This window comes from Gordonia zhenghanii, from assembly GCF_021738965.1.
In the GTDB taxonomy this organism is placed as follows: Bacteria; Actinomycetota; Actinomycetes; order Mycobacteriales; family Mycobacteriaceae; genus Gordonia; species Gordonia zhenghanii.
Genome location: NZ_JAKKOQ010000001.1, coordinates 18,055 through 40,103 on the forward strand (window position 1 = coordinate 18,055; position 22,049 = coordinate 40,103).

The following is a 22,049-nucleotide window of genomic DNA, read 5'->3' on the forward strand; positions in this document are numbered from 1 at the left end:
GACGCCTGCCTGCCCGGCACTCGCCGGGTGAGTCCGTAGACTGGGAGTCGTGGGGATCCTGGTAGCCATCGAAGGTCTGGACGGAGCCGGTAAGCGAACGATCGTCGGCCGCGTCCACGACGCCGCGACCGCACGCGGAGCCCGCACCACGACCTTCACTTTCCCCCGATACGGCGAGTCGATCACCGCCGATCTGGCGTCGGAGGCGCTTCACGGCGAGCACGGCGACCTGCGCGACAGCGTGTACGGGATGGCGGTGATGTTCGCCCTCGACCGTGCGGCTTCGGGCGCCGCCCTGACAGCGGCCTGCCGTGAGTACGACCTCGTTCTGTGCGATCGTTTCGTCGCCTCGAACGCCGCCTACAGCGCGGCGCGCCTCGGCGAGCGCATCGGATCGTCGCCGGTCGTCGACTGGGTAGCCGACCTCGAGTTCGGCCGTTTCCGCCTGCCGACCCCCGACCATCAGCTGCTGTTGGGCGTTCCACCCGAGGTCGCGATGGCTCGCGCGTCGGGCCGAGCGGCCACCGACGTCGACCGCCCCGTCGACCACTACGAACGCGACGGCGACCTGCAGTCCGCCGTCTACCGCGCCTACTCCGACCTCGCCGCCACCGGCTGGATGTCCACCTGGTCGCACGCCGCCGACGACGACGCCGTCACTGCCGTGCTCGACCTCCTGGCGTAGCCCCACTCGCCGGTCGAGCCCCACCCCGTCGGTCGAGCCTTACCCCGCCGGTCGAGCCTTACCCCGCTGGTCGAGCGGAGTCGAGACCCGTTCTTCCGCTGGTCGAGCCCTACCCCGCCGGTCGAGCGAAGTCGAGACCCCCCACGCGCGAGAGCTTCGACTCGCTTCGCTCGCTCAACCGACTACATGGCCACACGCCGGTCGAGCCCCCACACGCCGGTCGAGCCCCACACGTTGATCGAGCCCCACACGTTGATCGAGCCCCACACGTTGATCGAGCGGAGTCGAGATCCCTCCCGACTCCGCTCGATCGAACCGCACAACGCCGCTAGGGCTCAGTAGCGGTAGTGCTCCGGCTTGTACGGGCCTTCGACGTCGACGCCGATGTACTCGGCCTGGTCCTTGGTGAGCTTGGTCAGCGTTCCGCCGAGTGCCTCGACGTGGATGCGTGCGACCTTCTCGTCGAGGTGCTTGGGCAGGCGGTAGACCTCGTTGTCGTACTCGTCGTTCTTGGTCCACAGCTCGATCTGGGCGATGACCTGGTTCGAGAAGCTGTTGCTCATCACGAACGACGGGTGACCGGTTGCGTTGCCGAGGTTCAGCAGACGGCCTTCGGACAGCACGATGATCGAGCGGCCGTCGTCGAACACCCACTGGTCGACCTGCGGCTTGATGTTGATGCGGGTCACCCCGGAAGCCGACTCGAGGCCCGCCATGTCGATCTCGTTGTCGAAGTGACCGATGTTTCCGAGGATGGCCTGGTTCTTCATCTTCGTCATCTGCTCGAAGGTGATGATGCCGAGGTTGCCGGTGGAGGTGATGACGATGTCGGCGTCGGCGATCACGTCGTCGACGGTGACGACGTCGAAGCCGTCCATCAGTGCCTGGAGCGCGTTGATCGGGTCGACTTCGGTCACCTGGACGCGGGCGCCCTGGCCTGCGAGCGACTCGGCGCAGCCCTTGCCGACGTCGCCGTAACCGCAGACGAGCGCCTTCTTGCCGCCGATGAGGACGTCGGTGCCGCGGTTGATGCCGTCGATCAGCGAGTGGCGGGTGCCGTACTTGTTGTCGAACTTGCTCTTGGTGACCGAGTCGTTGACGTTGATCGCGGGGAACGTGAGGTCGCCTGCCGCTGCGAACTGGTAGAGGCGGAGCACGCCGGTGGTGGTCTCCTCGGTAACGCCCTGGACCGATCCGGCGATGGTCGTCCACTTGGCGGTGTCGGCGGCCATCGACTTGCGCAGCAGTTCGAGGAACACCTTGTACTCGACGGGGTGGCTCTCGTCGGTCGGCGGGACGACGCCAGCCTTCTCGAACTCGGCGCCTCGCAGGACCAGCATGGTCGCGTCGCCACCGTCGTCGAGGATCATGTTTGCCGGACGCGCTTCGCCGTCGGCGCCAGCAGGCCAGGTCAGCATCTTCTCGGCGGACCACCAGTACTCTTCGAGGCTCTCGCCCTTCCACGCGAACACGGGGACGCCCTGCGGCGCTTCCGGGGTGCCGTGCGGTCCGACGACGATCGCGGCTGCGGCCTCGTCCTGGGTGGAGAAGATGTTGCACGACGCCCAGCGGACTTCGGCGCCGAGCGAGGTCAGCGTCTCGATGAGGACGGCCGTCTGCACGGTCATGTGCAGCGAGCCCGAGATCCGTGCGCCCTTGAGCGGTGCGACGTCAGCGTATTCGCGACGCAGTTCCATCAGACCAGGCATCTCGTGCTCGGCGAGGCGGATCTCCTTGCGGCCGTACTCGGCGAGCGACAGGTCGGCGACCTTGAACTCGAGTCCGTTCACGGTCTGGCTGGTCATGGCGTCCGAAGGCGCTGTCATCTGATCCCTCTCACGTTCTACGTCGTTAACAGTCAAACGGTACCGGCAGCCCGTCGGGGCCACCGGTACCGTGTGTCCAGGTCTTCTACAGTAACGCGCTCAGTCGTGCGCGCCGGGACCGCCGTCGACCAACGGCTCGGAGCCGTCGGGGTCGGGCAAGTCTGTGACTTCCGGGTATCGGCGGATGAAGAGCACGCTGCCGATGAGGCCGCCCCAGACGATCAGGGCAGCCACAACCAGCATGATGATCGCGGTGGTGCTCATCGCTTGACCTCCTTCTTAACCGTCACGGATTTCGCTGGGCGGCCGAGTTCGGGCCACGGCCGGAAGCCGGGGTCGTCCCGTCCCTTCCAGGCGAACAACGGCCCGACCACGGCGAACAGGACGAGGAGGACGAGGGTGCCCCACCCGAACACGCCGACGAACCAGGTCGGATAGCCCTCATACCCTTCGGTGATCAGGTCGATGAGTTTGTCGACGAGAATGACGCCCAAGAAGATCGGCGCGTAGACGCCGATCACGACGACCCACCATTTGCCGACCTTGAACGTCGACACCGCACTCAGGTGCAGCCGGAGTTCTTCGATGTTGCGCATCACCCACACGGACAGCACGCACATCACGATGGCGGAGAACACGATGCCGACATTGTTCGAGAAGGCGTCGACGGTGTCCAGGGTGTAGAGGCCGGTGGTCGTCGAGAACAGCGCGAACGAGATGATCGCGGCGACGATGCCGACCGCGACAGCCGCCGTCCGACGGTTGAGTCCGAACTTCTCCTGCACGGCCGCGGACACACCCTGCACGATCGACACCAACGACGTGAACCCGGCGATCACCAGCGCACCGAAGAAGAGGGCGCCGAACAGGGCGCTGCCGGGCATCTCGGAGATGACGGCCGGGAACGTGACGAACGAGAGGATCGGGCCGGTCAGTCCCTCGAGCTCGGCCACCGGGACGTGGGACTGGTGCGCGAGGAAGCCGAGTGCGGAGAACACGCCGATGCCTGCGAGGAGTTCGAAGGACGAGTTCGCGAATCCCACGACCAGACCGGACGACGTCATGTTGGCCTTGCGGCGCTGGTACGACGCGTACGAGATCATGATGCCGAATGCGATCGACATGGAGAAGAAGATCTGGCCGTAGGCCGCGATCCACACCGAGAGGTCGGTGAGTGCGTTCCAGTCCGGGGTGAACAGCGCGTTCAGTCCGTCGGAGGCTCCGGGAAGGGTCACCGCGCGGATCACCAACGCACCGAAGCCGATCACCAGCAGCGGGATCCCGAAGACGTTGAGCTTCTCGACGCCCTTGGCCACGCCGAGCGCGAGCACCGCGACGATGGCGACCCAGACTCCGACGAGTGGCCACGCGACACCGGCGACCAATTCCGTGGAGACGCCGACCTCGTCGGGCAGTTTCAGATACTCACCGGTGAAGAAGTCGGCCGGTTTGTCGCCCCACTTGGTGCCGAACGAGAAGTAGAAGAAGCTGAGCGACCACGCGATGATCACCGCGTAGTAGACGGAGATGACGAAGAGCAGGCCCACCTGGAACCACCCGAGGCCCTCGGCCTTGCGCTTCATCCGTCGGAAGGCCAGCGGAGGTGCGCCGCGGTACCGGTGGCCGATCGCGTAGTCGAGGAACAGCACCGGGATGCCGACTGTCAGCAGCGCGATCAGATACGGGACCAGGAATGCGCCGCCGCCGCTCTCGTAGGCGACGCCGGGGAATCGCCAGATGTTGCCGAGCCCCACGGCGGAGCCGATCGCCGCCATGATGAAGCCGCTGTTACTAGTCCACGACTCCCTCGCGGCACCGCTCTTCGGCTGCACTTGCGTCAAGGCGTGGCCCCTTTCGTTGCTGAAACTGATGCCGCTGAAAACTGATGCGAACCTATCGCATCGAACTTGTGCGTCCGGCCACATTGCCGACTCTGACGCGAGAAGAGAATATGCATCGCGCCGAATGCGCTTTCATCGACACCCCGTAACCGCCCCTGGAATTAATCGGACCGCGGTCCGGTTATGCTGGATGACGACGCGCGCAAGCGCACGAGACCAGACGAAAGCGAGAGGTCAATGCAGTTCGGCATCTTCAGCGTCGGCGATCTGACCGCCGACCCCACCACCGGCACCACCGTCAGCGAGCACGAGCGACTCAAGGCGATCATGGCCCTCGCGTTGAAGGCCGAAGAGGTCGGCCTCGACGTCTTCGCCACGGGCGAGCACCACAACCCGCCGTTCGTCCCCAGTTCGCCGACCACCATGCTCGGCTGGATCGCCGCGCGCACCGAGACACTGCAACTGTCGACCGCGACGACCCTGATCACCACGAACGATCCGGTCAAGATCGCCGAGGACTACGCGATGCTCCAGCATCTGTCCGACGGCCGGGTCGACCTGACGCTCGGCCGCGGCAACACCGGTCCGGTGTACCCGTGGTTCGGCAAGGACATCCGCAAGGGCATCCCGATGGCCGTCGAGAACTACCACCTGTTGCGTCGCCTGTGGCGTGAGGAGTCCGTCGACTGGCAGGGCGAGTTCCGTACGCCCCTACAGGGATTCACCTCCACGCCTGCGCCGCTCGACGGTACGCCGCCGTTCGTGTGGCACGGCTCGATCCGGTCGCCGGAGATCGCCGAGCAGGCCGCGTTCTACGGTGACGGGTTCTTCCACAACAACATCTTCTGGAACAAGGAGCACACCGAGCAGATGGTGAATCTGTATCGGCAGCGCTTCGAGCACTACGGCCACGGCAGTGCCGACCAGGCGATCGTCGGACTCGGCGGCCAGGTGTTCATGGCGTCGACCGAAGCCGAGGCCAAGCGCCGGTTCCGGCCGTACTTCGACAACGCGCCCGTCTACGGGCACGGCCCGTCGCTCGAGGAGTTCACCGAGATGACGCCGCTGACTGTCGGCACCCCCGAGCAGGTCATCGAGAAGACGTTGGCGTTCGCCGACTACGCGGGCGACTACCAGCGCCAGATGTTCTTGATCGACCATGCGGGACTGCCGCTCGAGGCCGTCTTGGAGCAGGTCGAGATCCTGGGACGCGACGTGGTTCCGACGTTGCGGGCCGAGTTCGAGCGTCGCCGTCCGGCACACGTTCCGTCCGATCCGCCGTCGCATGCCGATCTCGTCGCCGCGGGCGCCGACAGCAAGCACCGTCTGGTGATCCCGAATCAGGGTGTCGCCGCAGGAGCAGCGCAGTGACCCGCCGTGTAGTGGTCGTCAACGCCGGGGTCTCGGCCGCGTCGTCGACGCGGCTGCTCGCCGAGCAGTTGGCGGGTGCGGTCGATGCGGCCGTGTCCGCGCGCGGTGAGCAGGTGCAGATCGACTACGTCGACGTGGCCTCGCTCGCTCGCGACCTGGCGACCGCCGTCACCTCCGGCGTGCTGTCGACGCAGGTGCGTGCGGCGCACGATCTGGTCGCCGACGCGGACGGCCTGATCGTCGCCACGCCGGTGTTCGCGGCGTCGTACAGCGGCATCTTCAAGATGTTCTTCGACACCCTCGATCCCGACTCGATCTCCGGGGTGCCGGTCCTCGCGGCGGCGACCGCCGGGACGCCGCGGCACTCGCTGGTGATCGATCACGCGATCCGGCCGTTGCTCGCCTACCTGCGTGCTGACGTGCTGCCGACCGGAACCTTCGCGGCGACCGACGACTTCGGGTCGGCCGAGCTCAGCGGTCGCATCTCGCGGGCGGGAGCCGAGTTGGCGCACCGCCTGGTGTCCGACGGCGCGGTCGCAGGCTTCGGCGGACCGACCGAGTCGGCGCCTCGTCGCAGCGGCCACAGCACCGATCTCGGTCCGGTGACCGATTTCGCGAGCCTCCTGCAAGGGCACACCGGGCAGGCTTGACCGGGCACGCCCCCCCAACACCGACGCCGACCGGTGCCGCATCCCCCGACGAGATGCGGCACCGGCGGTCTCGGTCAGGCGCTGAACGTGCGGCTGACGCGCAGATCAGTCTCCCGCATCGTCGTCGCCGCCCGCTGCACGCCGACGCCGAGCCCGTCGAGACGGGTCCGCGCATCCGCGAACAGTCTGTCCCACTGCGCCTGAGCCTGCTGATACGACATCGCGCCCCCGGAGTCCCAGTGGCTTCCCAACGCGGTCACTTGCCTCTTCAATTGCCCCGACAGTTCCTCGAGTCGCTGGAACTGCGATCGTAGGTCGCCCGACAAGTTGTCGAGCCCTGCGAAGTTGTAACGGATCACTCCGGACATGTCTGTTCTCCCCCTGTGAATCGTCGATTGGCCGGTCGGCGGCTACATCGCCAACGTGCCGTTGCCCGAGGCGCCGACCATCGTCGCCGCCGTCGCATCCTCGTCGTCGTACCCTCGGAATCCGGTCGTCAGCTTCGCCTCGATCTCGTCGAGCGCGTGCTGCAGCCTGGTCGCAGTCCCATGCCAGTCGGCGTGCGTACCCCCGAATGCGTTGGACGCCTTGCCGTCCCACGTGCTCTGCCCGGTCCCGGCCGCCGACTGGATCCGGCTGATGATGCCCTGCATCTCGGACACGATCCCTTTGATCGACGACGCCGACGCCTGCGAGGCTCCGAGGTCGACGTTGAGTCCTGTCGCCATGTGGTCTTCCCTTTCTCTATGCCGGATCAGACGGATCCGGCGAGGTCTGTGTGCGTCGCGTCGAGGCGGAGCCCGACGTCGGTTCCGAACGGCTGCGCGAGCAGCGCCGCGAACTCGTCGAGCTGATCGCCGGGCGAAACAGTCGGTTCATCGACGGTCGGCGGCGGCGCGGTCAGACGGAGCCCGGTGTCGTCGACGGGTCGGGCCGCACCGCTCGCCGACATAGGTGCCATAGGCACGCCGCCGACGCCGCCGCCAGTGTGAGATGCGGAGACCACACTCCCGGCAGGCGTGGTTCCGTTCGGCGAGGCCCCTACGGTCATCGACGCGTTGCTGGTGACCGGGCGGTCGGCCAACTCGATCGGCGTCTCACTGACGCCCATGGCGGGCGCCGCACTGCTCGAGACGGCCCCGGCGCCTGCCCCGACCGTCGCCGCCCCGATCGACGCGGGCCGCACGGACGGCGTTGCATTCCCGCCGGTTCCACTCGATGTACTCGTACTCCCCGCGGTCGTGGCGGTCCCGGTCGTCGTCCGATCGCAGGGAGCACAGCAGGCCCCCGCCGTTGTCGGCGCCGGTACTCCGGCGGCTCCCGCGAGGTCGGCGCTTGTGCTCTGCGTGGTCGATGGGTCGCCGCCGACTCCGAGCATGCCGCCGACGAGCTCGACACCCGCGTCGAACAGCGGTCCCGCCTGCTGCAGCACGGTGGACAGCGTGTCGCCCGACAGGCCTGTCGGAGCCTCCGACACGGCGACCGGACTCCCGACCGCACTGATGTGCGCGGTCGGTGCGGTCAGTTGGGCGCGAGTGTCTGCGACGACGGCGAGTCCTTCGGTGAGGCCTTCGGCCGCGATCCCGAGCGCCGCTACCTGGCCGGCAGGCGTCACGAGTGTCGGAGCCGCAGCCGTGAGCAGCCCGACGGTCTTGGCGACCACTCCCTGCAACTGCACGAGTCCGGCTCCGACGATCGTCGCGGCGGTCTGCACGTCTGCCGCCATCGCTGTGCCTTGCGCGGCGATCTGTTCGGACTGTCCCACGGTCCGGGCTGCGGTCCCGGTCGCGGCGGCCGCGGCCTGGCCGACCCAGTCGGCGTCGACGCTCGAGATCGCGTTCAGGAGGGTCGACGCACCCGACTGAAGCAGGCCCGCGAGGCTCCCCAACGACTCGATCGGACTGCCCGCACCCGACAGGCTTCCCGATCCGAAGGTGCCGAGAAGGTCGACGATCGGCTTCACCAGCGCGGTGGGATCCAGACCCGGCAACGTCGGCAATGCCGGCAACCCGAGGTCCGACAGGTCGGGCAGGCCCACCGACATCGGCGCACCGAACGCTGGCAGCCCGAGATCGTTGAGCACGTCGGCGACGGGAGTGTCGAGGAAAGACGTGAGACCGGTCGGCTCGAGCAGGTCACCCACTGTCACGGCCTCCCCCGACGTGCCGCCCGACGCGACAACCTCGTCGCACACCGTCATCGCGGGCTCACACCGATCGCGGACGCCGTGTCAGCGGCGGTGAAACCGGCGAGTCCAGCGGCGGTGGCGGCCGCTGTCCCCGCGTGAACGGCGGCGAGTCGGCCGACCGCGTGCAGGTGGTTGGTCTCGGCTACCGCGTACGCGGCGAGGAACTCTTGGCCGATGAGACCGAAGGCCGCGGCTATGACCGCGGCCTGTGCGGCGTCGACCGTCGCAGCGCCTGCCGTCGCCGTGGCGAGCGCTCCCGACTGCGCACCGAACGCTGCGACGCCTGCCGGCACCACCTGTACCTGACCACTCATGACTCCCCCTCGGTGAACGGCTCTCGATAACTTGGACGCACGCCGCGGCCGTTCGGTTCCATCGACTCGCCGGTGAGCTCGGCGAAGTCGTCCACGAACACGGCCATGATCTCCGCGCGTTCGGTGAAGGCCTGGGTCGCTGCGCGCACTGCGGTCCGCACGATCGCGTCGGCCAAGGCCGCGGGCCGCCCGTTTCCGGCACCGGGCAGCAGTTGCAGACCCGTCATCGCACCGGACACGTCGACGTCCACGATCACGCGCCCGTCGTCGCCTGTCTCACGGACCGTCAACGCGGCCAACGTGCGTTGCACGTCCTCGAGCATGTCGAGTTGCCGCTCAGCCGTGCGTTGCACGTCGTCCATCACGCTCATCGCACACTCCGCGCCGTGCGTGCCTTACCTGTGTCGGCCGCGTCTTCGGATGCCAGGAGGTCGGCACGCGACGGCAGCCCCAGCAGGGAGAGCGTCTCCTCCGGGACCCCGTCGGCAGCCAGTGCGGTCCGACGCCGAACGCCTGCGGTGACCCCGGCGAGACGGCACAACGCGACGATGTCGTCGGCCAGCGCCGACATGTCGCGTCGACATTGCGCAGGCTCGAGCTTCATCGCGACGGGCAGACCGGCGGGTGTGCAGGTCACCGTGATTCCGCCGCCACGCGAGCGCACCGTGGTCATCCGTTCGGGTGCAGAGGCGTCGGCACCGGTCTGATCGAGTGATTTCTGTGTCTCCATGAAAGGTCAGACGCACGCCGCACCCGTCCGGTTCCATTGAGTTTCTTTCGGGCGAGTCGCGAGACAGCGGGCGTAGCGTTCGCCCTCACCGCATCCCAGACACCAGCGCGCCACGACGCGGCACCGAAGGGGACCAAGCACATGACCACGGACATCACCTCGCCTTCGGGCACCGGATCGTACGACGCCGACACCCCGCCGTGGCTGATCGCGCCCCAGTCAGCCCAGCCGAGTCAGTCAACCCAGCCGAGCCAGCCAGCCCAGCCGGGTGAGCCCAATCGGCTCGAGAGCGGAGTCTCCACGCAGGGCGATGAGGTCGATCTGTCGGGGATCGTGCCGCCGCCCGCAGCGGCGTTCGGCCCGCCGCCCCGACCGCCGGTCGCACCCATGCCTCAACCGGTGCCGCCCGCCCAGCCGTACGCCCCGCCGATCCAGTCCCCGGTCCCGTCTGCGCCCCGCCCGTCTGCACCTGGCCCGTCAGGTCACCGTGCCGGACCGGCTCTGGACGAAGTCGCGTTGATCCGGAAGGCTCGGCGCCCACCGGTCCGAGGCTGGCGGCGAGCGGTCCACACGTTGAGCGGCGGCACCGTCAACCCCGGCGAGTCCGCAGCCGAACTCGACTACCGCGACCTGCTCGAGCGCGTTCGGCAGCCGGTCCGCGGCGACTACCGGATCGCGGTCCTCTCCCTCAAGGGCGGTGTCGGTAAGACCACGACGACCATCGGACTCGGATCGACGTTCGCGTCATTGCGCGGTGACCGCGTCATCGCCGTCGACGCGAACCCCGATCTCGGCACCCTCGCGCAGCGGGTGCCACTTCAGACCCAGTCGACGGTCCGCGACCTTCTCGCCGACCCGGTCGTCGCCCGCTACTCCGATGTCCGCGCCCACACGTCCCAGGCGCCGAGCCGTCTGGAAGTCCTTGCCTCCGAACGAGACCCAGCCGCAGCCGAAGCCTTCGACGAGAACGAGTACCGCGGTGTCATGTCGATCCTGCAGCGCTTCTACAACATCATCCTCACCGACTGCGGCACCGGAATGTCGCACAGTGCGATGCGCGGCGTACTCGACCTCGCAGACGCGATCGTCCTGGTCAGCTCGCCCGCGCTCGACGGCGCGCGCAGTGCAGGCGCCACCCTCGACTGGCTCGCAGGCCACGGATTCGGGCACCTGATCGCGCGCAGCGTGGTCGTCCTGAGTTCGGCGCGGCCGGGTGCGTCGTCGATCGACATGGGCGACCTGACTCAACATTTCCTCACGCGGTGCCGCGCCGTCCACGAGATCTCCTTCGACGATCATCTCGCCGAAGGCGCCGACATCGACCTCGATCTACTCGGCAAGCACGCTCGACGGTCCTTCGTCGAACTGGCGGCCACCATCGCCGACGACTTCGGCGGCACCGTGCTGCGACGTCATCCGCCTTTCGAGGGGTGAGGCGGCGACGCGCAGCGGCCTGGAGGGCGGGTTGGACGCTCTCCAGGCCGGGTGATGCGAAGTGGTGTCAGGCGGCGGTCTCGACTCCGCTCGACCGGCGAGAAGAACCGCTCGAGTCACGAGAAGATCCGCTCGAGTCACGAGAAGAACCGCTCGAGTCGCGAGGGGAACCACTGGAGTCACACGAAGACTTCATCGGCGCGCCGCCACGCGCGGCCTGCACGAATCCGGGGCGCGCACGCCCGGCGAAGGCCTTGAACCACGATGCGACGGCGGCGACGCGGTTACGGAAGCCGACGAGGTAGAACAGGTGGACGCCGAGCCACGCCAGCCAACCGAGCACACCCGTCAGCTTGATGCCGAACGGCGCGTCGACGACGGCGTTGTGCCGGTTCACCACGGCCATGCTGCCCTTGTCCGTGTACATGAACTCGCTGCCCGCGGCCTTCTTGCCGCGGATCACGTCGGCGACGTGGCGGCCCTGCTGCATGGCGACCGGGCTCTGCCCGGGCAAGCCCTTGAGGCTCGTCATGTCGCCGATGGCGAAGACGTCGTCTCGCTCGCCGACTGTCAGGTCGTCGTCGATGAGGAGGCGTCCGGCACGGTCGGTCTCGCAGCCGGTCGCCTCGGCGATCACGGACGCGAGGCCGGTCGCCTGCACGCCGGCCGACCACACGATGGTCGCGGCCGTCAGGACCCGCTCGTCGTCGCCGCTGCGGATCACGACCTTGCGGCCGTCGATGTCGGTGACGAACGTGTCGGTGAGGACCTCGACGCCCGCCTTCTCCAAGGTCTTGCGAGTGAACGCCGACAGCTTTCCGCCGTACACGGGGAGCAGGTCGCCCGCTCCTTCGACGAGGTACACGTCGGCGGGCGCCTCGGTGAAGTATCGGGCGCTCAACTCACGGATCTGGCCGGCGATCTCCACACCCGTCGCACCGCCGCCGACCACCACGAAGGTGTGCGCCTCGGTGTCGCCTGCCGGGGCGGCGAAGCAGTCCATGAGGTGTGCGCGCAGAGCCACTGCGTCGTCGAGGGTCTTCAGGGAGAACGTGCGGTCGGCCCACTCGTCGTGGCCGAAATAGCCCTGTGCGACACCGGCCGCGGCCACGAGTTCGCGATAGGAGACCTGCTCGGAGCCCTCGTCGGTGCGGTAGGTGACGATCTTTCGCTCGACGTCGATGTCGGTCACGTATCCGCGAACGACTGACACGGACTCCTTCGAGGCGAGGACGTCTGCGATCTTCGGCGCGATCTCCTCGGTCGGGAGCACACCGGTCGCCACCTGGTAGAGCAGCGGCTGGAACAGATGCTCGTCGGTCGCCGAGATGAGCATCGTGTCGATCTTCGACTTCGCGAGCCTCTTAGCGGCAGCCAAGCCGCCGAATCCCGAGCCTATGATCACCACGTCGGTGTTGCGCATGTCCGATGCTCCTCTCGCGTCGTGTGCGTCTACAACCAGGTTGCTAGAACTGCGATCTATCGACAAGGCGGACGAGCAGGCATTCTCTTGTACTTTCGATCTGTTCTCTTCATAGAATGGCGGAATGGAGTTTCGTCAGCTCGAGTACGTGGTCGCCGTCGCCGAGACCGGCGGGTTCTCGCGCGCGGCACAGCGCTGTTTCGTGTCCCAGTCGGCCATCAGCCACCAGGTGGCCGCACTAGAACGCGAGTTGGGCGCCGAACTGTTCGACCGTTCGCAGCGCCGGGTCCGCCCGACCGAAGCGGGCGAGACGCTCGTGCCGTACGCCAGGGACCTGCTCGCACTGCGCGACGACGCGATCGCCGCGACGGCTCCGCGCCCGGACCGCGTCCGCGTCGCCGCCAACATGTCGTTCGCCCGCGCCGCCCTGACCGCGGTCTCCGCAGTCCGGGAACGCAACCCCGAAGCCGAGATCGACTTCTTGATCAAACCGTTCAACCAACGAATCGAGGCGGTCGCCTCCGGCGAGGCCGACCTCGCGCTGATCCGCGGCACCGTCGACCGCGACGGTCTGTACTTGGATCCGTTGTGGGTGGACCAGCCGGTCATCGCCTTCAGCTCCCGGCACCCGCTGGCTGCGGGCGGTCAGGCTCCGACGCCCACCGACCTCGCCGACTACCCGTTGATCCTGCCGCCCGCCGATCGCCAAGTCCTCTTGCATCAACTCGTGGACCGCGCATTCGCACGCGCCGATGCCGAGGTCACCTACGGCCCGGAGATCAGGGAGGGCCATTCCGTCGCGTTCGAACTCATCAACCGTCCGACGGCGTGGACGCTCCTGTACGAGGATCCGCTGCAACCGGGCATCTCGTGCCGCCGGAGCCTGAACTTCACCCTCCCGGTCTCGGCCGTCCTCCGCGTCGACGCGACCCCGAACGAACTGGTCGCCGAACTGCTCACCGAACTGGCGAACGGATTCCGGCGGACCTGAGCGTCGGGCCCGTCCCGCGTCACGATTCGAGAAGCCTGCGCGGCCCGGCGCCGCGCAACCCGTACTCGTCGCCGGGGTTCACCAGCGCACACCGCTCCAGGGACAGGCAGCCACAGCCGATGCAGCCGGTGAAGTCGTCGCGCAACTGCTGCAGTCGGTGTATCCGCTCGTCGAGTTCGTCCCGCCACCCCTCCGACAGCCGCGTCCAGTCGGCGGCCGTCGGCGTCCGACCTTCAGGGAGTCGCTGCAATGCGGCTCGGATGTCGGCCAACGGGATCCCGACGCGCTGCGCGATCCTGATCAGCGCGACTCGTCGCAGAGCGTCGCGACGGTACCGTCGCTGGTTTCCGCTCGTCCGGCGCGCCTCGATCAGGCCTTCCCGTTCGTAGAAATGCAGCGCCGACACCGCGACGCCGCTGCGCACCGACAACTCGCCCACAGTGAGCTCCCTGCTGCGCCCCACCTGCCGATCGGTCACCGTTCACCCCTTCCGTCGAACCCCAGCGCTTGACCTCAACCTTAGTTGATGTTTCAGACTCGAGGCATGAGTATGGAGACGACAGCGTGGAGCACGATGCACGCCACGATGAACGCCCAGACCGGACACCGACGGATCGACCCGGCGCTGCTTCGCCGAATCGCGCGCTTCGCCGCACCGCACCGACGACGCCTCGCCGGGTTCGCGGTGGTCAGCGTCGTCGTCGCGGGTCTCACCGTCGCGACGCCGCTGCTCGCCGGACGCGTCATCGACGCGATCACCCGGTCCGCACCGTCGTCCACCGTGGTGGTGCTGGCGTCGATCATCGCCGGGGTGGCGCTCGCCGAAGCCGGATTCGGACTCGTGCAGCGGTGGCTGTCGTCGACGATCGGCGAACGCCTCATCTTCGACCTGCGCACGGCCGTCTACGACCACGTCCAGACCATGCCGGTCGCTTTCTTCAGTCGAACCAGGACGGGCGCGCTGGTCAGCCGATTGAACAACGACGTCATCGGCGCGCAACGCGCGTTCAGCGACGCGTTCTCGGGCGTCATCAGCAACACCGTCACGCTGCTGCTGGCGCTCGTCGCGATGGTGAGTCTGTCGTGGCAGATCACGCTCGCGACGTTGGTGCTCTTGCCCGTGTTCCTCTTGCCCGCACGACGTTTCGGTGCTCGCGTCGCCGAGTTGCAGCGCACCCGTGCTGCGCACAACGCGGCGATGGGCGACCGCATGACCGAACGGTTCAGCGCGCCGGGAGCCACGTTGATCAAGTTGTTCGGCGGGGCCGATCGCGAGTCGGTGGAGTTCGCCGATCGAGCCGCCCGGGTCCGCGATGTCGGCGTCCGGTCGGCGATGGTGCAGGAGATCTTCTACCTGGCGTTGATGGCGGTGTCGGCTCTCGCGTTGGCGCTCGTCTACGGCGTCGGCGGGGTGCTGGCGTTGAACGGGCAGATCCAGACGGGCACCGTCGTGTCGCTGGCGATGCTGCTCACCCGGCTGTACGCGCCATTGACCGCGCTGGCCAACACCCGGGTCGAAGCGATGAGCGCGATGGTCAGTTTCGAGCGAGTCTTCGAGGTGCTCGACCTCGCGCCGCTCATCGCCGATCGCACCGACGCGCGCCGAGTCCCGGACGGCCCGATCGGCGTCGAGTTCGACGGCGTCGCATTCGCGTATCCGGCGGCCACGCAGATCTCGTTGGCGTCGCTGGAGGACGTGGCCGTCCTCGATCCACGAGTCGGGGGCCAGGTGCTGCACGACGTGTCGTTCACCGTGGAGCCGGGGCAGACGGTGGCGCTGGTCGGCACGTCCGGTGCCGGCAAGTCCACGATCGCCAGTCTGCTCCCCCGCTTGTTCGACGTGGACGAGGGTTCGGTGCGCGTCGGCGGGGTCGACGTCCGCGACCTGGCCGCTGCGTCGCTGCACTCGGCGGTCGGCATGGTGACCCAGGACGGGCATCTGTTCCACGACACGGTGCGCGCCAATCTCACGCTGGCTCGACGCGACGCGAGCGACGACGAACTGTGGGACGTCTTGCGGCGGGCCCGCCTCGACGGTGTCGTCGCCGCACTGCAGGAAGGCCTCGACACGATCGTCGGCGAACGCGGGTACCGGTTCTCCGGTGGTGAACGCCAACGGCTGACGATCGCGCGCGTCCTGCTCGCCAAGCCGCGCGTGGTGATTCTCGACGAGGCCACCGCTCATCTGGACACGACGTCGGAGGCCCAGGTTCAGCTCGCCTTGTCCGAGGCGCTCACCGGCCGCACCGCGATCGTGATCGCCCACCGGCTGGCCACGGTCCGCGACGCCGACCGGATCCTCGTCGTCGAAGACGGTCGAGTCATTGAGTCCGGTTCGCATCTGGAGCTGGTCGACGCGGGCGGACGGTACGCCGAGTTGTACAGCGCCTGACCCCTGGTCCGGCGGGTCGAGTCAGTCGCCGCAGCAGCCGCCTGCGCCGCCGGCGAGATCGCTCTCGTCCCGGACGTCGCGCGTGAGTTCGGCGCGCGTCGCCCACTGGTCTGCGGGCGGGTACGCGACGTGGACGAGGCTCAGTCCGCGAGCCTGTGCGACGGGCACCTGGGCGGACCGCGCCTTCTCGCGGAGCAGCCCGGCACACCAGTCGAGGTCGCGTCGTCCGTCGCCGACGACGGCCACTGCACCGACGAGGGACCGGACCATCGACCAGCAGAACGCGTCGGCGCGGACCACGGCGACGAGCACGCCGTGTCGGTCACGAGTCCAGGAGAACTCTTGGAGTTCGCGGATCGTGGTGGATCCGGGACGGAATCGACAGAAGGCCGCGAAGTCGTTGAGGCCGACGAGGACCGCGGACGCCGCGTTCATCACGTCGACGTCGAGGGGTCGCTGCCAGTCGGCGGTGGAACGGGCGAGAGTCGGTTCGGCGCCCCACGGCGCGTCGGCGAGCCGATATTCGTAGGTGCGGGCGAGCGCGGCGAAGCGCGCGTCGAAGTCGGTGGAGACGGCGTCGACGGCTTTGACGCGGACGTCGTCGGGAAGCATCTTGGCGAGGCGGCGGACGAGGCGGGCGGGGTCGCCTCCGATCGAGCGGGTCTGCAGCGATTCGGTCGGCACGTCGCAGTGGGCGACCTGTCCGGATGCGTGCACACCGGCGTCGGTGCGGCCTGCGACAGTGAGGCGGACCGAAGTCCGCAGGATGGTGGCGAGGGTCGTCTCGATCGTCTCGCACACGGTGCGTCTGCCGGGTTGGGTGGCCCAGCCAGAGAAGTCGGTCCCGTCGTATCCGATCGTGAGGCGGAGACGACACTGCCCGCCTTCGTCAGTGACGAAGGCGGGCAGGTGCGTGTCTGGAAGGATCAGTCTTCCTGCTGTGACGGCGGCAGCGAGTAGCCCGCAGCCTCCGCGTCCGCCTCAGTGGCGAACCAGATCTCCGCGACGGTCGACTCGTAGAAACGAGTGCCCGGGCGGTGGTACAGCTTCGACTGGGCGTTGCCCTTGATCGGGAAGCCCTCCGGCTGCGCGTCGCCCTCGATCGGGGCGTGCGAGCCTGCCGGAGCGTCGGCGTCGGCGACCACGGCTGCGGTCGACTCGTCGTCGACTGCCTCGGCGATTGCGTCGGCGTTCTCGACCTCAGCGTCCGTCGCGTCGGCCTCGACGGCCTCGACGACGTTGTCGGCTGCGGCAGCCTTCTTCTTGGAGGCCGCGGCGCGGGTTGCGCGGTTGGCCTCGTTCGACGCTGTGGCTTCGCGAACCAGCTCGATCACTGCCATGGGGGCGTTGTCGCCCTTGCGCGGCAGAGTCTTGACGATGCGCGTGTACCCGCCGTTACGCTCCGCGAAGTGCGGACCGATCTCGGCGAACAGCGTGTGGACGACATCCTTGTCACGGATGTCCTTGAGCACCTCGCGACGATTGGCCAGCTGGCCGGTCTTCGCGTGGGTGATGAGCTTCTCGGCGTACGGACGGAGCCGCTTTGCCTTCGCTTCGGTGGTGGTGATGCGGCCGTGCTCGAAGAGCGCCGTGGCAAGGTTCGCCAAGATCGCCTTCTGGTGGCTGGCCGACCCGCCGAGGCGGGCACCCTTTGTGGGCTTGGGCATTTCTCTCTCCTAGGAGGGGACTTGCGATCTGCAGACCGAAAGTCGTAGTGGTTCTAGCAGCCCCTTAGAGCTGTTCGGTCTCCGCGAAATCCTCACCGGAATCGGCGTCGTACGACGCCTCGTCCGTCCATGTGCCGGTGGCCGGGTCGTAACCGGCGACCTGCGACGGGTCGAAGCTGGCCGGGCTGTCCTTGAGGGCCAGACCCAGACCGTGGAGCTTCACCTTCACCTCGTCGATCGACTTCTGACCGAAGTTGCGGATGTCGAGCAGATCCGACTCGGTGCGTGCAACCAGCTCGCCGACGGTGTGAACACCTTCGCGCTTGAGGCAGTTGTACGAACGGACGGTCAGCTCCAGATCCTCGATCGGCAGCGTGAACGCAGCGATGTGATCGGCCTCGGCAGGCGACGGCCCGATCTCGATGCCCTCGGCCTCGACGTTGAGCTCCCGAGCCAGGCCGAAGAGCTCGACCAGGGTCTTGCCTGCGGATGCGAGTGCATCGCGGGCGGTGATGGAGTTCTTCGTCTCGACGTCGAGCACCAGACGATCGAAGTCGGTGCGCTGCTCGACACGGGTGGCCTCGACGTTGTAGGTCACCTTGAGGACCGGCGAGTAGATCGAGTCGACCGGGATACGGCCGATCTCGGCGCCGGACGCCTTGTTCTGCACTGCGGGCACGTAGCCGCGGCCCCGCTCGACGACGAGCTCGATCTCGAGCTTGCCCTTGTCGTTGAGGGTCGCGATGTGCAGGTCCGGGTTGTGAACCGTGACGCCTGCCGGCGGCACGATGTCAGCACCGGTGACGGCGCCCGGACCCTGCTTGCGGACGTACATGGTGACCGGCTCGTCCTCTTCGGAGCTCACGACGAGTCCCTTGAGGTTCAGGATGATGTTGGTGACATCTTCCTTGACTCCGGGGACGGTGGTGAACTCGTGCAGGACGCCGTCGATGCGGATGCTGGTCACTGCTGCGCCCGGGATGGACGACAGCAGCGTACGCCGCAGCGAGTTGCCGAGGGTGTAACCGAAGCCCGGCTCGAGAGGTTCGATGACGAACTTCGACCGGTCCTCGGCAATGACCTCTTCGGACAGTGAAGGCCGCTGTGAGATGAGCATGTGAGGGTGTTTCTCCTTCGTGACCGCCCGCTATTTGACGGTCTGGAAGCGGATACCGAACAGCAGCAGCTTGCTGCCATTTGGTCTTTTCTTGTTTGATCGAACGGCTCAGGCGTTCGAGTCTTCTCTGCAGTAACTCGGGGGACGGAGTCCCCTGAGGGTTACTTGGAGTAGAACTCGACGATGAGCTGCTCGGTCAGCGGGACCTCGATCTGAGCACGCTCGGGCACGGAGTGCACGAGGATGCGCAGCGTGGAGGGAACCACCTGGAGCCATGCCGGGGTCGGACGATCGCCGAGGGTCTCCTTGGCGATCTGGAACGGCGTGGTCTGCAGCGACTTCTGACGAACGTCGATGATGTCGTACTGGCTGACGCGGTAGCTGGGCACGTCCACGCGGACACCGTTGACGGTGAAGTGGCCGTGGCTGACCATCTGGCGAGCCTGACGACGCGTGCGGGCGAGGCCTGCACGGTAGACGACGTTGTCGAGACGAGTCTCCAGGATCTGGAGCAGCACGTCGCCGGTCTTGCCGGTGCGACGGTTCGCCTCTTCGTAGTAGCGGCGGAACTGCTTCTCCATGACGCCGTAGGTGAAGCGAGCCTTCTGCTTCTCCTGCAGCTGGAGCAAGTACTCGGATTCCTTGATCCGCGCGCGGCCGTGCTGGCCGGGCGGGTAGGGACGACGCTCGAACGATGCGTCTCCACCGATGAGGTCGACGCGGAGTCGACGCGACTTCTTAGTTGCGGGGCCGGTATAGCGAGCCATTTGTTATCTCTTCCTTCCCGCTTAGACCCGGCGCCGCTTGGGCGGGCGGCAGCCGTTGTGCGGCTGCGGGGTCACGTCGGAGATGGTGCCGACCTCGAGGCCGGCTGCCTGCAGTGAACGGATTGCGGTCTCGCGGCCGGAGCCCGGTCCCTTGACGAACACGTCGACCTTCTTGACGCCGTTCTCCTGCGCCTTGCGAGCAGCGTTCTCGGCAGCGAGCTGCGCGGCGAACGGGGTGCTCTTACGCGAGCCCTTGAAGCCCACGTGGCCGGACGAGGCCCAGCTGATCACGTTGCCCTCGGGATCGGTGATCGAGACGATGGTGTTGTTGAACGTCGATTTGATGTGCGCGTGGCCGAGCGGGATGTTCTTTTTATCGCGACGGCGGGTGCCCTTCTTCGGGCCTGCGCTTCGTGACTTCGGAGGCATTACTTCTTCTTCCCGGCGATGGTCTTCTTCGGGCCCTTGCGAGTGCGGGCGTTGGTCTTGGTGCGCTGACCGTGGACCGGCAGGCCGCGACGGTGGCGCAGACCCTGGTAGCAGCCGATCTCGATCTTGCGACGGATGTCGGCCTGCACCTCGCGGCGGAGGTCACCCTCGACCTTCACCGAGGCTTCGATGTATTCACGCAGCTTCGAGACGTCTGCGTCAGACAGATCCTTCGCGCGGAGGTCGGCCGAGAGACCGGTTCCGGCGAGAATCTGCTTCGAGGTGGTGCGACCCACCCCGTAGATGTACGTGAGTGCGATCTCCAGCCGCTTTTCGCGGGGAAGATCCACACCAGCAACACGTGCCATGTGGCGATTCCTTCGTATCTTTCAGAGGTCTGCTTCCAGTCCGTCCCGAACTCATATGTCGGGCCCCGGCCTCTGAACCGGGGGTAGGTGTCCACGCGTCTGCGAACACTGGTGCTGGAAGTACATTCGCGATATTCAGTTGTCTGTGTTCAAGCGACCCAAAGAAGGGCGTTGATCAGCCCTGACGCTGCTTGTGACGCAGGTTGTCGCAGATCACCATGACCCGGCCGTTACGGCGGATCACTTTGCACTTCTCGCAGATCGGCTTGACGCTCGGCTTGACCTTCACGTCAGCGTTCTCCTTGTTGAACTTCGAGGGTTACTTGTACCGGTAGACGATGCGTCCACGGGCCAGGTCGTAAGGCGAGAGCTCTACGACCACGCGGTCCTCGGGCAGGATGCGGATGTAGTGCTGCCGCATCTTGCCACTGATGTGGGCGAGAACTTTGTGTCCGTTCTCCAGCTCAATGCGAAACATTGCATTGGGCAGGGGTTCGACCACGCGACCCTCGACCTCGATGGCTCCGTCTTTCTTCGCCATTTCCTCCGCGATTCTCCGGAGGCACGCTTGTACGCGACTCCGGGCCTGGATCCTTCGACTTCCGGTACGGTGGCACGCATTGGTTCCCTCCTCGCCGAGTGATTCACACCACTCGGTTGCGGACACGCGGAAACCGCACGACGCACCGACGTTCGAGTCTACGCGAGGTCAGCGGCTACGACCAACTCGCGCCGTGTGACGTCTTCTCGATACCCAGCGATGCCACTCCGACCATCGCCGCGCACGCTTTCAGTCGTTTCGGACGATTGCCGAGTTCTGCCGACCGGGCGCGCCGTCGCACATATGCACCAGAGCCCCGATGACACAATTCTCGCGTTCTTGTTACATACGTGGTAGAAATCTTCTCGTCGCCCAGAAGTGGCGACCACCACAGCAGGTGACGGTCGGGGCGCGGGCACGGTTCCGCAGGCGAGTAGGACGGGGTCGGGAATCCAGTGGGAATTCCATCAACATACGAACCCGGACCCGTCCGATGGTTCATCCGGACCAAGGACGGCATCGACCTGTCCCTGTCGTACGTCGGCCAGTTCCTCACCTTCGTGTGGCAGACGGTCCGGTACGTCCCCGTCACCCCGTTCCGGTATCCGCGTCAGACCATCCGCACCATCACGGACCTCACCTGGGGCCGAGGCGCTGTCGTAGTCGGCGGCGGAACCGCACTGCTCATGGCGGGTCTCGGCGTGGCGGCCGGAGCGACTGTCGCGATCATCGCCGACAGCACCCTCGACCTCGTCGGCCTCGGCTCGGTGACCGGTTCGGTGTCGTCGTTCGCGATCACCCGCGAGTTCGCTCCGATCCTCGCCGCCGTCGCCTTCGCCATCCAGGCCGGTTGCCGCATGACCGCCGAGATCGGCTCCATGCGTATCAGTGAGGAGATCGACGCCCTTGAGGTGATCGGCGTGCACTCGATGTCGTTCGTCGTGTCCACCCGCGTCATCGCGGGCATCCTCACCACGATCCCGACCTTCCTCGTCGCACTGGTCGCCAGCTACCTGAGCAGTGCGTTCGTCGTGGTGTTCCGGGGCGGGTCCCGCGGCGCATACGCCCACTACTTCGACCAGTTCGTGAACTTCCCCGACCTGGTGGCCGCGACCGTGAAGGTCGTCTCGTTCATCGTGGCGATCACCCTCATCCACTGCTACAAGGGGTTCTTCGCTCACGGCGGACCCGAAGGCGTCGGCATCGCGTCGGGCCGAGCAGTCCGCGCCAGCCTCGTCGCCATCATGGTCCTCGACCTCGCCCTGACCCTGGTCTTCTGGGGCGTCAACTCGCCGTTCCTGTTCCGAGGGTGAGC

26 protein-coding genes are annotated in these 22,049 nt (G+C 67.1%); 7 read left to right on the plus strand and 19 right to left on the minus strand.

Annotated features, from left to right (window positions below):
* The first annotated feature begins 49 nt into the window (after positions 1-49).
* Positions 50-685: a dTMP kinase gene (locus L5G32_RS00080; RefSeq protein WP_237008979.1), complete on the plus strand. Its 636-nt coding sequence runs from the start codon at positions 50-52 to the stop codon at positions 683-685.
* A 335-nt stretch (positions 686-1,020) separates the two neighbouring features.
* On the opposite strand, the gene ahcY is transcribed toward L5G32_RS00080, so the two are convergent.
* From ahcY to L5G32_RS00095, 3 genes are all read right to left on the minus strand, one after another.
* Entirely contained in the window at positions 1,021-2,511 is a 1,491-nt protein-coding gene (ahcY, locus tag L5G32_RS00085; protein WP_237008980.1) for an adenosylhomocysteinase, read from the minus strand.
* 99 nt (positions 2,512-2,610) lie between these two features.
* Positions 2,611-2,775 carry a methionine/alanine import family NSS transporter small subunit gene (locus tag L5G32_RS00090; RefSeq protein ID WP_237008981.1) on the minus strand — a complete coding sequence of 55 codons (165 nt, stop codon included), beginning with the start codon at positions 2,773-2,775 and terminating at the stop codon, positions 2,611-2,613.
* Positions 2,772-4,352, minus strand: a complete 1,581-nt coding sequence (locus L5G32_RS00095; RefSeq protein ID WP_237008982.1) for a sodium-dependent transporter — start codon at positions 4,350-4,352, stop codon at positions 2,772-2,774. Before L5G32_RS00095 ends, L5G32_RS00090 begins: the two co-directional genes overlap by 4 nt.
* A 237-nt stretch (positions 4,353-4,589) precedes the next feature.
* Between L5G32_RS00095 and L5G32_RS00100 the strand changes: the two genes are divergently transcribed.
* Positions 4,590-5,723, plus strand: coding sequence for an LLM class flavin-dependent oxidoreductase (locus L5G32_RS00100; protein ID WP_237008983.1), 1,134 nt, complete (start codon positions 4,590-4,592; stop codon positions 5,721-5,723).
* A complete protein-coding gene (locus L5G32_RS00105) occupies positions 5,720-6,373 on the plus strand; it encodes a CE1759 family FMN reductase (protein ID WP_237008984.1) in 654 nt (217 codons plus the stop codon). The genes L5G32_RS00100 and L5G32_RS00105 overlap by 4 nt, the downstream gene beginning before the upstream one ends.
* A gap of 74 nt (positions 6,374-6,447) precedes the next feature.
* Here the strand turns inward: L5G32_RS00105 and L5G32_RS00110 are convergent, their stop codons facing one another.
* From L5G32_RS00110 to L5G32_RS00135, 6 genes are read right to left on the minus strand one after another with little or no spacing between them, the layout of a single operon-like run.
* Entirely contained in the window at positions 6,448-6,741 is a 294-nt protein-coding gene (locus tag L5G32_RS00110) for a WXG100 family type VII secretion target (RefSeq protein ID WP_237008985.1), read from the minus strand.
* Between the two features lie 42 nt (positions 6,742-6,783).
* Positions 6,784-7,101, minus strand: coding sequence for a WXG100 family type VII secretion target (locus tag L5G32_RS00115; RefSeq protein WP_237008986.1), 318 nt, complete (start codon positions 7,099-7,101; stop codon positions 6,784-6,786).
* 26 nt (positions 7,102-7,127) lie between these two features.
* Positions 7,128-8,522: a hypothetical protein gene (locus L5G32_RS00120; protein WP_237008987.1), complete on the minus strand. Its 1,395-nt coding sequence runs from the start codon at positions 8,520-8,522 to the stop codon at positions 7,128-7,130.
* A 47-nt stretch (positions 8,523-8,569) separates the two neighbouring features.
* Positions 8,570-8,875, minus strand: a complete 306-nt coding sequence (locus tag L5G32_RS00125) for a type VII secretion target (RefSeq protein ID WP_237008988.1) — start codon at positions 8,873-8,875, stop codon at positions 8,570-8,572.
* On the minus strand, positions 8,872-9,246 hold the full coding sequence (locus L5G32_RS00130) for a YbaB/EbfC family nucleoid-associated protein (RefSeq protein ID WP_237008989.1): 375 nt from the start codon (positions 9,244-9,246) through the stop codon (positions 8,872-8,874). The genes L5G32_RS00125 and L5G32_RS00130 overlap by 4 nt, the downstream gene beginning before the upstream one ends.
* On the minus strand, positions 9,243-9,605 hold the full coding sequence (locus L5G32_RS00135) for a hypothetical protein (RefSeq protein ID WP_237008990.1): 363 nt from the start codon (positions 9,603-9,605) through the stop codon (positions 9,243-9,245). The genes L5G32_RS00130 and L5G32_RS00135 overlap by 4 nt, the downstream gene beginning before the upstream one ends.
* A 141-nt stretch (positions 9,606-9,746) precedes the next feature.
* Here L5G32_RS00135 and L5G32_RS00140 point away from each other — a divergent pair, with 141 nt between their 5' ends.
* Complete coding sequence (locus L5G32_RS00140; protein WP_237008991.1) at positions 9,747-11,039, plus strand: MinD/ParA family ATP-binding protein; 1,293 nt, start codon at positions 9,747-9,749, stop codon at positions 11,037-11,039.
* Positions 11,040-11,106: 67 nt separating this feature from the next.
* Here the strand turns inward: L5G32_RS00140 and L5G32_RS00145 are convergent, their stop codons facing one another.
* Positions 11,107-12,462, minus strand: coding sequence for an NAD(P)/FAD-dependent oxidoreductase (locus L5G32_RS00145; RefSeq protein ID WP_237008992.1), 1,356 nt, complete (start codon positions 12,460-12,462; stop codon positions 11,107-11,109).
* A gap of 124 nt (positions 12,463-12,586) precedes the next feature.
* On the opposite strand from L5G32_RS00145, the gene L5G32_RS00150 reads away from it, so the two are divergent.
* The gene (locus L5G32_RS00150; protein ID WP_237008993.1) at positions 12,587-13,453 is read left to right on the plus strand and encodes a LysR family transcriptional regulator; all 867 of its coding nucleotides are present in this window, start codon (positions 12,587-12,589) and stop codon (positions 13,451-13,453) included.
* 19 nt (positions 13,454-13,472) lie between these two features.
* Here L5G32_RS00150 and soxR read toward each other — a convergent pair whose 3' ends face one another.
* Positions 13,473-13,931, minus strand: coding sequence for a redox-sensitive transcriptional activator SoxR (soxR, locus tag L5G32_RS00155; protein ID WP_237008994.1), 459 nt, complete (start codon positions 13,929-13,931; stop codon positions 13,473-13,475).
* 66 nt (positions 13,932-13,997) lie between these two features.
* Here soxR and L5G32_RS00160 point away from each other — a divergent pair, with 66 nt between their 5' ends.
* Positions 13,998-15,845, plus strand: coding sequence for an ABC transporter ATP-binding protein (locus L5G32_RS00160; protein WP_237008995.1), 1,848 nt, complete (start codon positions 13,998-14,000; stop codon positions 15,843-15,845).
* A 21-nt stretch (positions 15,846-15,866) separates the two neighbouring features.
* Here L5G32_RS00160 and truA read toward each other — a convergent pair whose 3' ends face one another.
* From truA to infA, 8 genes are all read right to left on the minus strand, one after another.
* Positions 15,867-16,754, minus strand: a complete 888-nt coding sequence (gene truA / locus L5G32_RS00165; RefSeq protein ID WP_237009603.1) for a tRNA pseudouridine(38-40) synthase TruA — start codon at positions 16,752-16,754, stop codon at positions 15,867-15,869.
* A gap of 17 nt (positions 16,755-16,771) precedes the next feature.
* Positions 16,772-17,512 (minus strand): 50S ribosomal protein L17, sunset domain variant, encoded by a 741-nt coding sequence (rplQ, locus tag L5G32_RS00170; protein ID WP_237008996.1) that lies wholly within the window; start codon positions 17,510-17,512, stop codon positions 16,772-16,774.
* Between the two features lie 64 nt (positions 17,513-17,576).
* On the minus strand, positions 17,577-18,629 hold the full coding sequence (locus L5G32_RS00175; RefSeq protein WP_237008997.1) for a DNA-directed RNA polymerase subunit alpha: 1,053 nt from the start codon (positions 18,627-18,629) through the stop codon (positions 17,577-17,579).
* A 161-nt stretch (positions 18,630-18,790) separates the two neighbouring features.
* Positions 18,791-19,396: a 30S ribosomal protein S4 gene (rpsD, locus tag L5G32_RS00180; RefSeq protein WP_237008998.1), complete on the minus strand. Its 606-nt coding sequence runs from the start codon at positions 19,394-19,396 to the stop codon at positions 18,791-18,793.
* Between the two features lie 21 nt (positions 19,397-19,417).
* On the minus strand, positions 19,418-19,825 hold the full coding sequence (rpsK, locus tag L5G32_RS00185; protein ID WP_237008999.1) for a 30S ribosomal protein S11: 408 nt from the start codon (positions 19,823-19,825) through the stop codon (positions 19,418-19,420).
* Positions 19,825-20,193 carry a 30S ribosomal protein S13 gene (rpsM, locus tag L5G32_RS00190; RefSeq protein ID WP_237009000.1) on the minus strand — a complete coding sequence of 123 codons (369 nt, stop codon included), beginning with the start codon at positions 20,191-20,193 and terminating at the stop codon, positions 19,825-19,827. The genes rpsK and rpsM overlap by 1 nt, the downstream gene beginning before the upstream one ends.
* A 175-nt stretch (positions 20,194-20,368) precedes the next feature.
* Positions 20,369-20,482, minus strand: a complete 114-nt coding sequence (gene rpmJ, locus L5G32_RS00195) for a 50S ribosomal protein L36 (RefSeq protein ID WP_009679193.1) — start codon at positions 20,480-20,482, stop codon at positions 20,369-20,371.
* A 30-nt stretch (positions 20,483-20,512) separates the two neighbouring features.
* The gene (gene infA, locus L5G32_RS00200; RefSeq protein WP_007616247.1) at positions 20,513-20,734 is read right to left on the minus strand and encodes a translation initiation factor IF-1; all 222 of its coding nucleotides are present in this window, start codon (positions 20,732-20,734) and stop codon (positions 20,513-20,515) included.
* Positions 20,735-21,189: 455 nt separating this feature from the next.
* Here infA and L5G32_RS00205 point away from each other — a divergent pair, with 455 nt between their 5' ends.
* Entirely contained in the window at positions 21,190-22,047 is an 858-nt protein-coding gene (locus L5G32_RS00205) for an MlaE family ABC transporter permease (RefSeq protein WP_237009001.1), read from the plus strand.
* The last annotated feature ends 2 nt before the right edge of the window (positions 22,048-22,049 follow it).

Excerpts from the sequence above, each read along its gene's own strand:
- ahcY (WP_237008980.1), bottom strand. The coding sequence starts at position 2,511 with ATGACAGCGCCTTCGGACGCCATGACCAGCCAGACCGTGAACGGACTC.
- L5G32_RS00090 (WP_237008981.1), bottom strand. The coding sequence starts at position 2,775 with ATGAGCACCACCGCGATCATCATGCTGGTTGTGGCTGCCCTGATCGTC.
- L5G32_RS00100 (WP_237008983.1), top strand. The coding sequence starts at position 4,590 with ATGCAGTTCGGCATCTTCAGCGTCGGCGATCTGACCGCCGACCCCACC.
- L5G32_RS00110 (WP_237008985.1), bottom strand. The coding sequence starts at position 6,741 with ATGTCCGGAGTGATCCGTTACAACTTCGCAGGGCTCGACAACTTGTCG.
- L5G32_RS00115 (WP_237008986.1), bottom strand. The coding sequence starts at position 7,101 with ATGGCGACAGGACTCAACGTCGACCTCGGAGCCTCGCAGGCGTCGGCG.
- L5G32_RS00125 (WP_237008988.1), bottom strand. The coding sequence starts at position 8,875 with ATGAGTGGTCAGGTACAGGTGGTGCCGGCAGGCGTCGCAGCGTTCGGT.
- L5G32_RS00130 (WP_237008989.1), bottom strand. The coding sequence starts at position 9,246 with ATGAGCGTGATGGACGACGTGCAACGCACGGCTGAGCGGCAACTCGAC.
- L5G32_RS00135 (WP_237008990.1), bottom strand. The coding sequence starts at position 9,605 with ATGGAGACACAGAAATCACTCGATCAGACCGGTGCCGACGCCTCTGCA.
- L5G32_RS00140 (WP_237008991.1), top strand. The coding sequence starts at position 9,747 with ATGACCACGGACATCACCTCGCCTTCGGGCACCGGATCGTACGACGCC.
- L5G32_RS00145 (WP_237008992.1), bottom strand. The coding sequence starts at position 12,462 with ATGCGCAACACCGACGTGGTGATCATAGGCTCGGGATTCGGCGGCTTG.
- L5G32_RS00150 (WP_237008993.1), top strand. The coding sequence starts at position 12,587 with ATGGAGTTTCGTCAGCTCGAGTACGTGGTCGCCGTCGCCGAGACCGGC.
- L5G32_RS00160 (WP_237008995.1), top strand. The coding sequence starts at position 13,998 with ATGAGTATGGAGACGACAGCGTGGAGCACGATGCACGCCACGATGAAC.
- rplQ (WP_237008996.1), bottom strand. The coding sequence starts at position 17,512 with ATGCCCAAGCCCACAAAGGGTGCCCGCCTCGGCGGGTCGGCCAGCCAC.
- L5G32_RS00175 (WP_237008997.1), bottom strand. The coding sequence starts at position 18,629 with ATGCTCATCTCACAGCGGCCTTCACTGTCCGAAGAGGTCATTGCCGAG.
- rpsD (WP_237008998.1), bottom strand. The coding sequence starts at position 19,396 with ATGGCTCGCTATACCGGCCCCGCAACTAAGAAGTCGCGTCGACTCCGC.
- rpsK (WP_237008999.1), bottom strand. The coding sequence starts at position 19,825 with ATGCCTCCGAAGTCACGAAGCGCAGGCCCGAAGAAGGGCACCCGCCGT.
- rpsM (WP_237009000.1), bottom strand. The coding sequence starts at position 20,193 with ATGGCACGTGTTGCTGGTGTGGATCTTCCCCGCGAAAAGCGGCTGGAG.
- infA (WP_007616247.1), bottom strand. The coding sequence starts at position 20,734 with ATGGCGAAGAAAGACGGAGCCATCGAGGTCGAGGGTCGCGTGGTCGAA.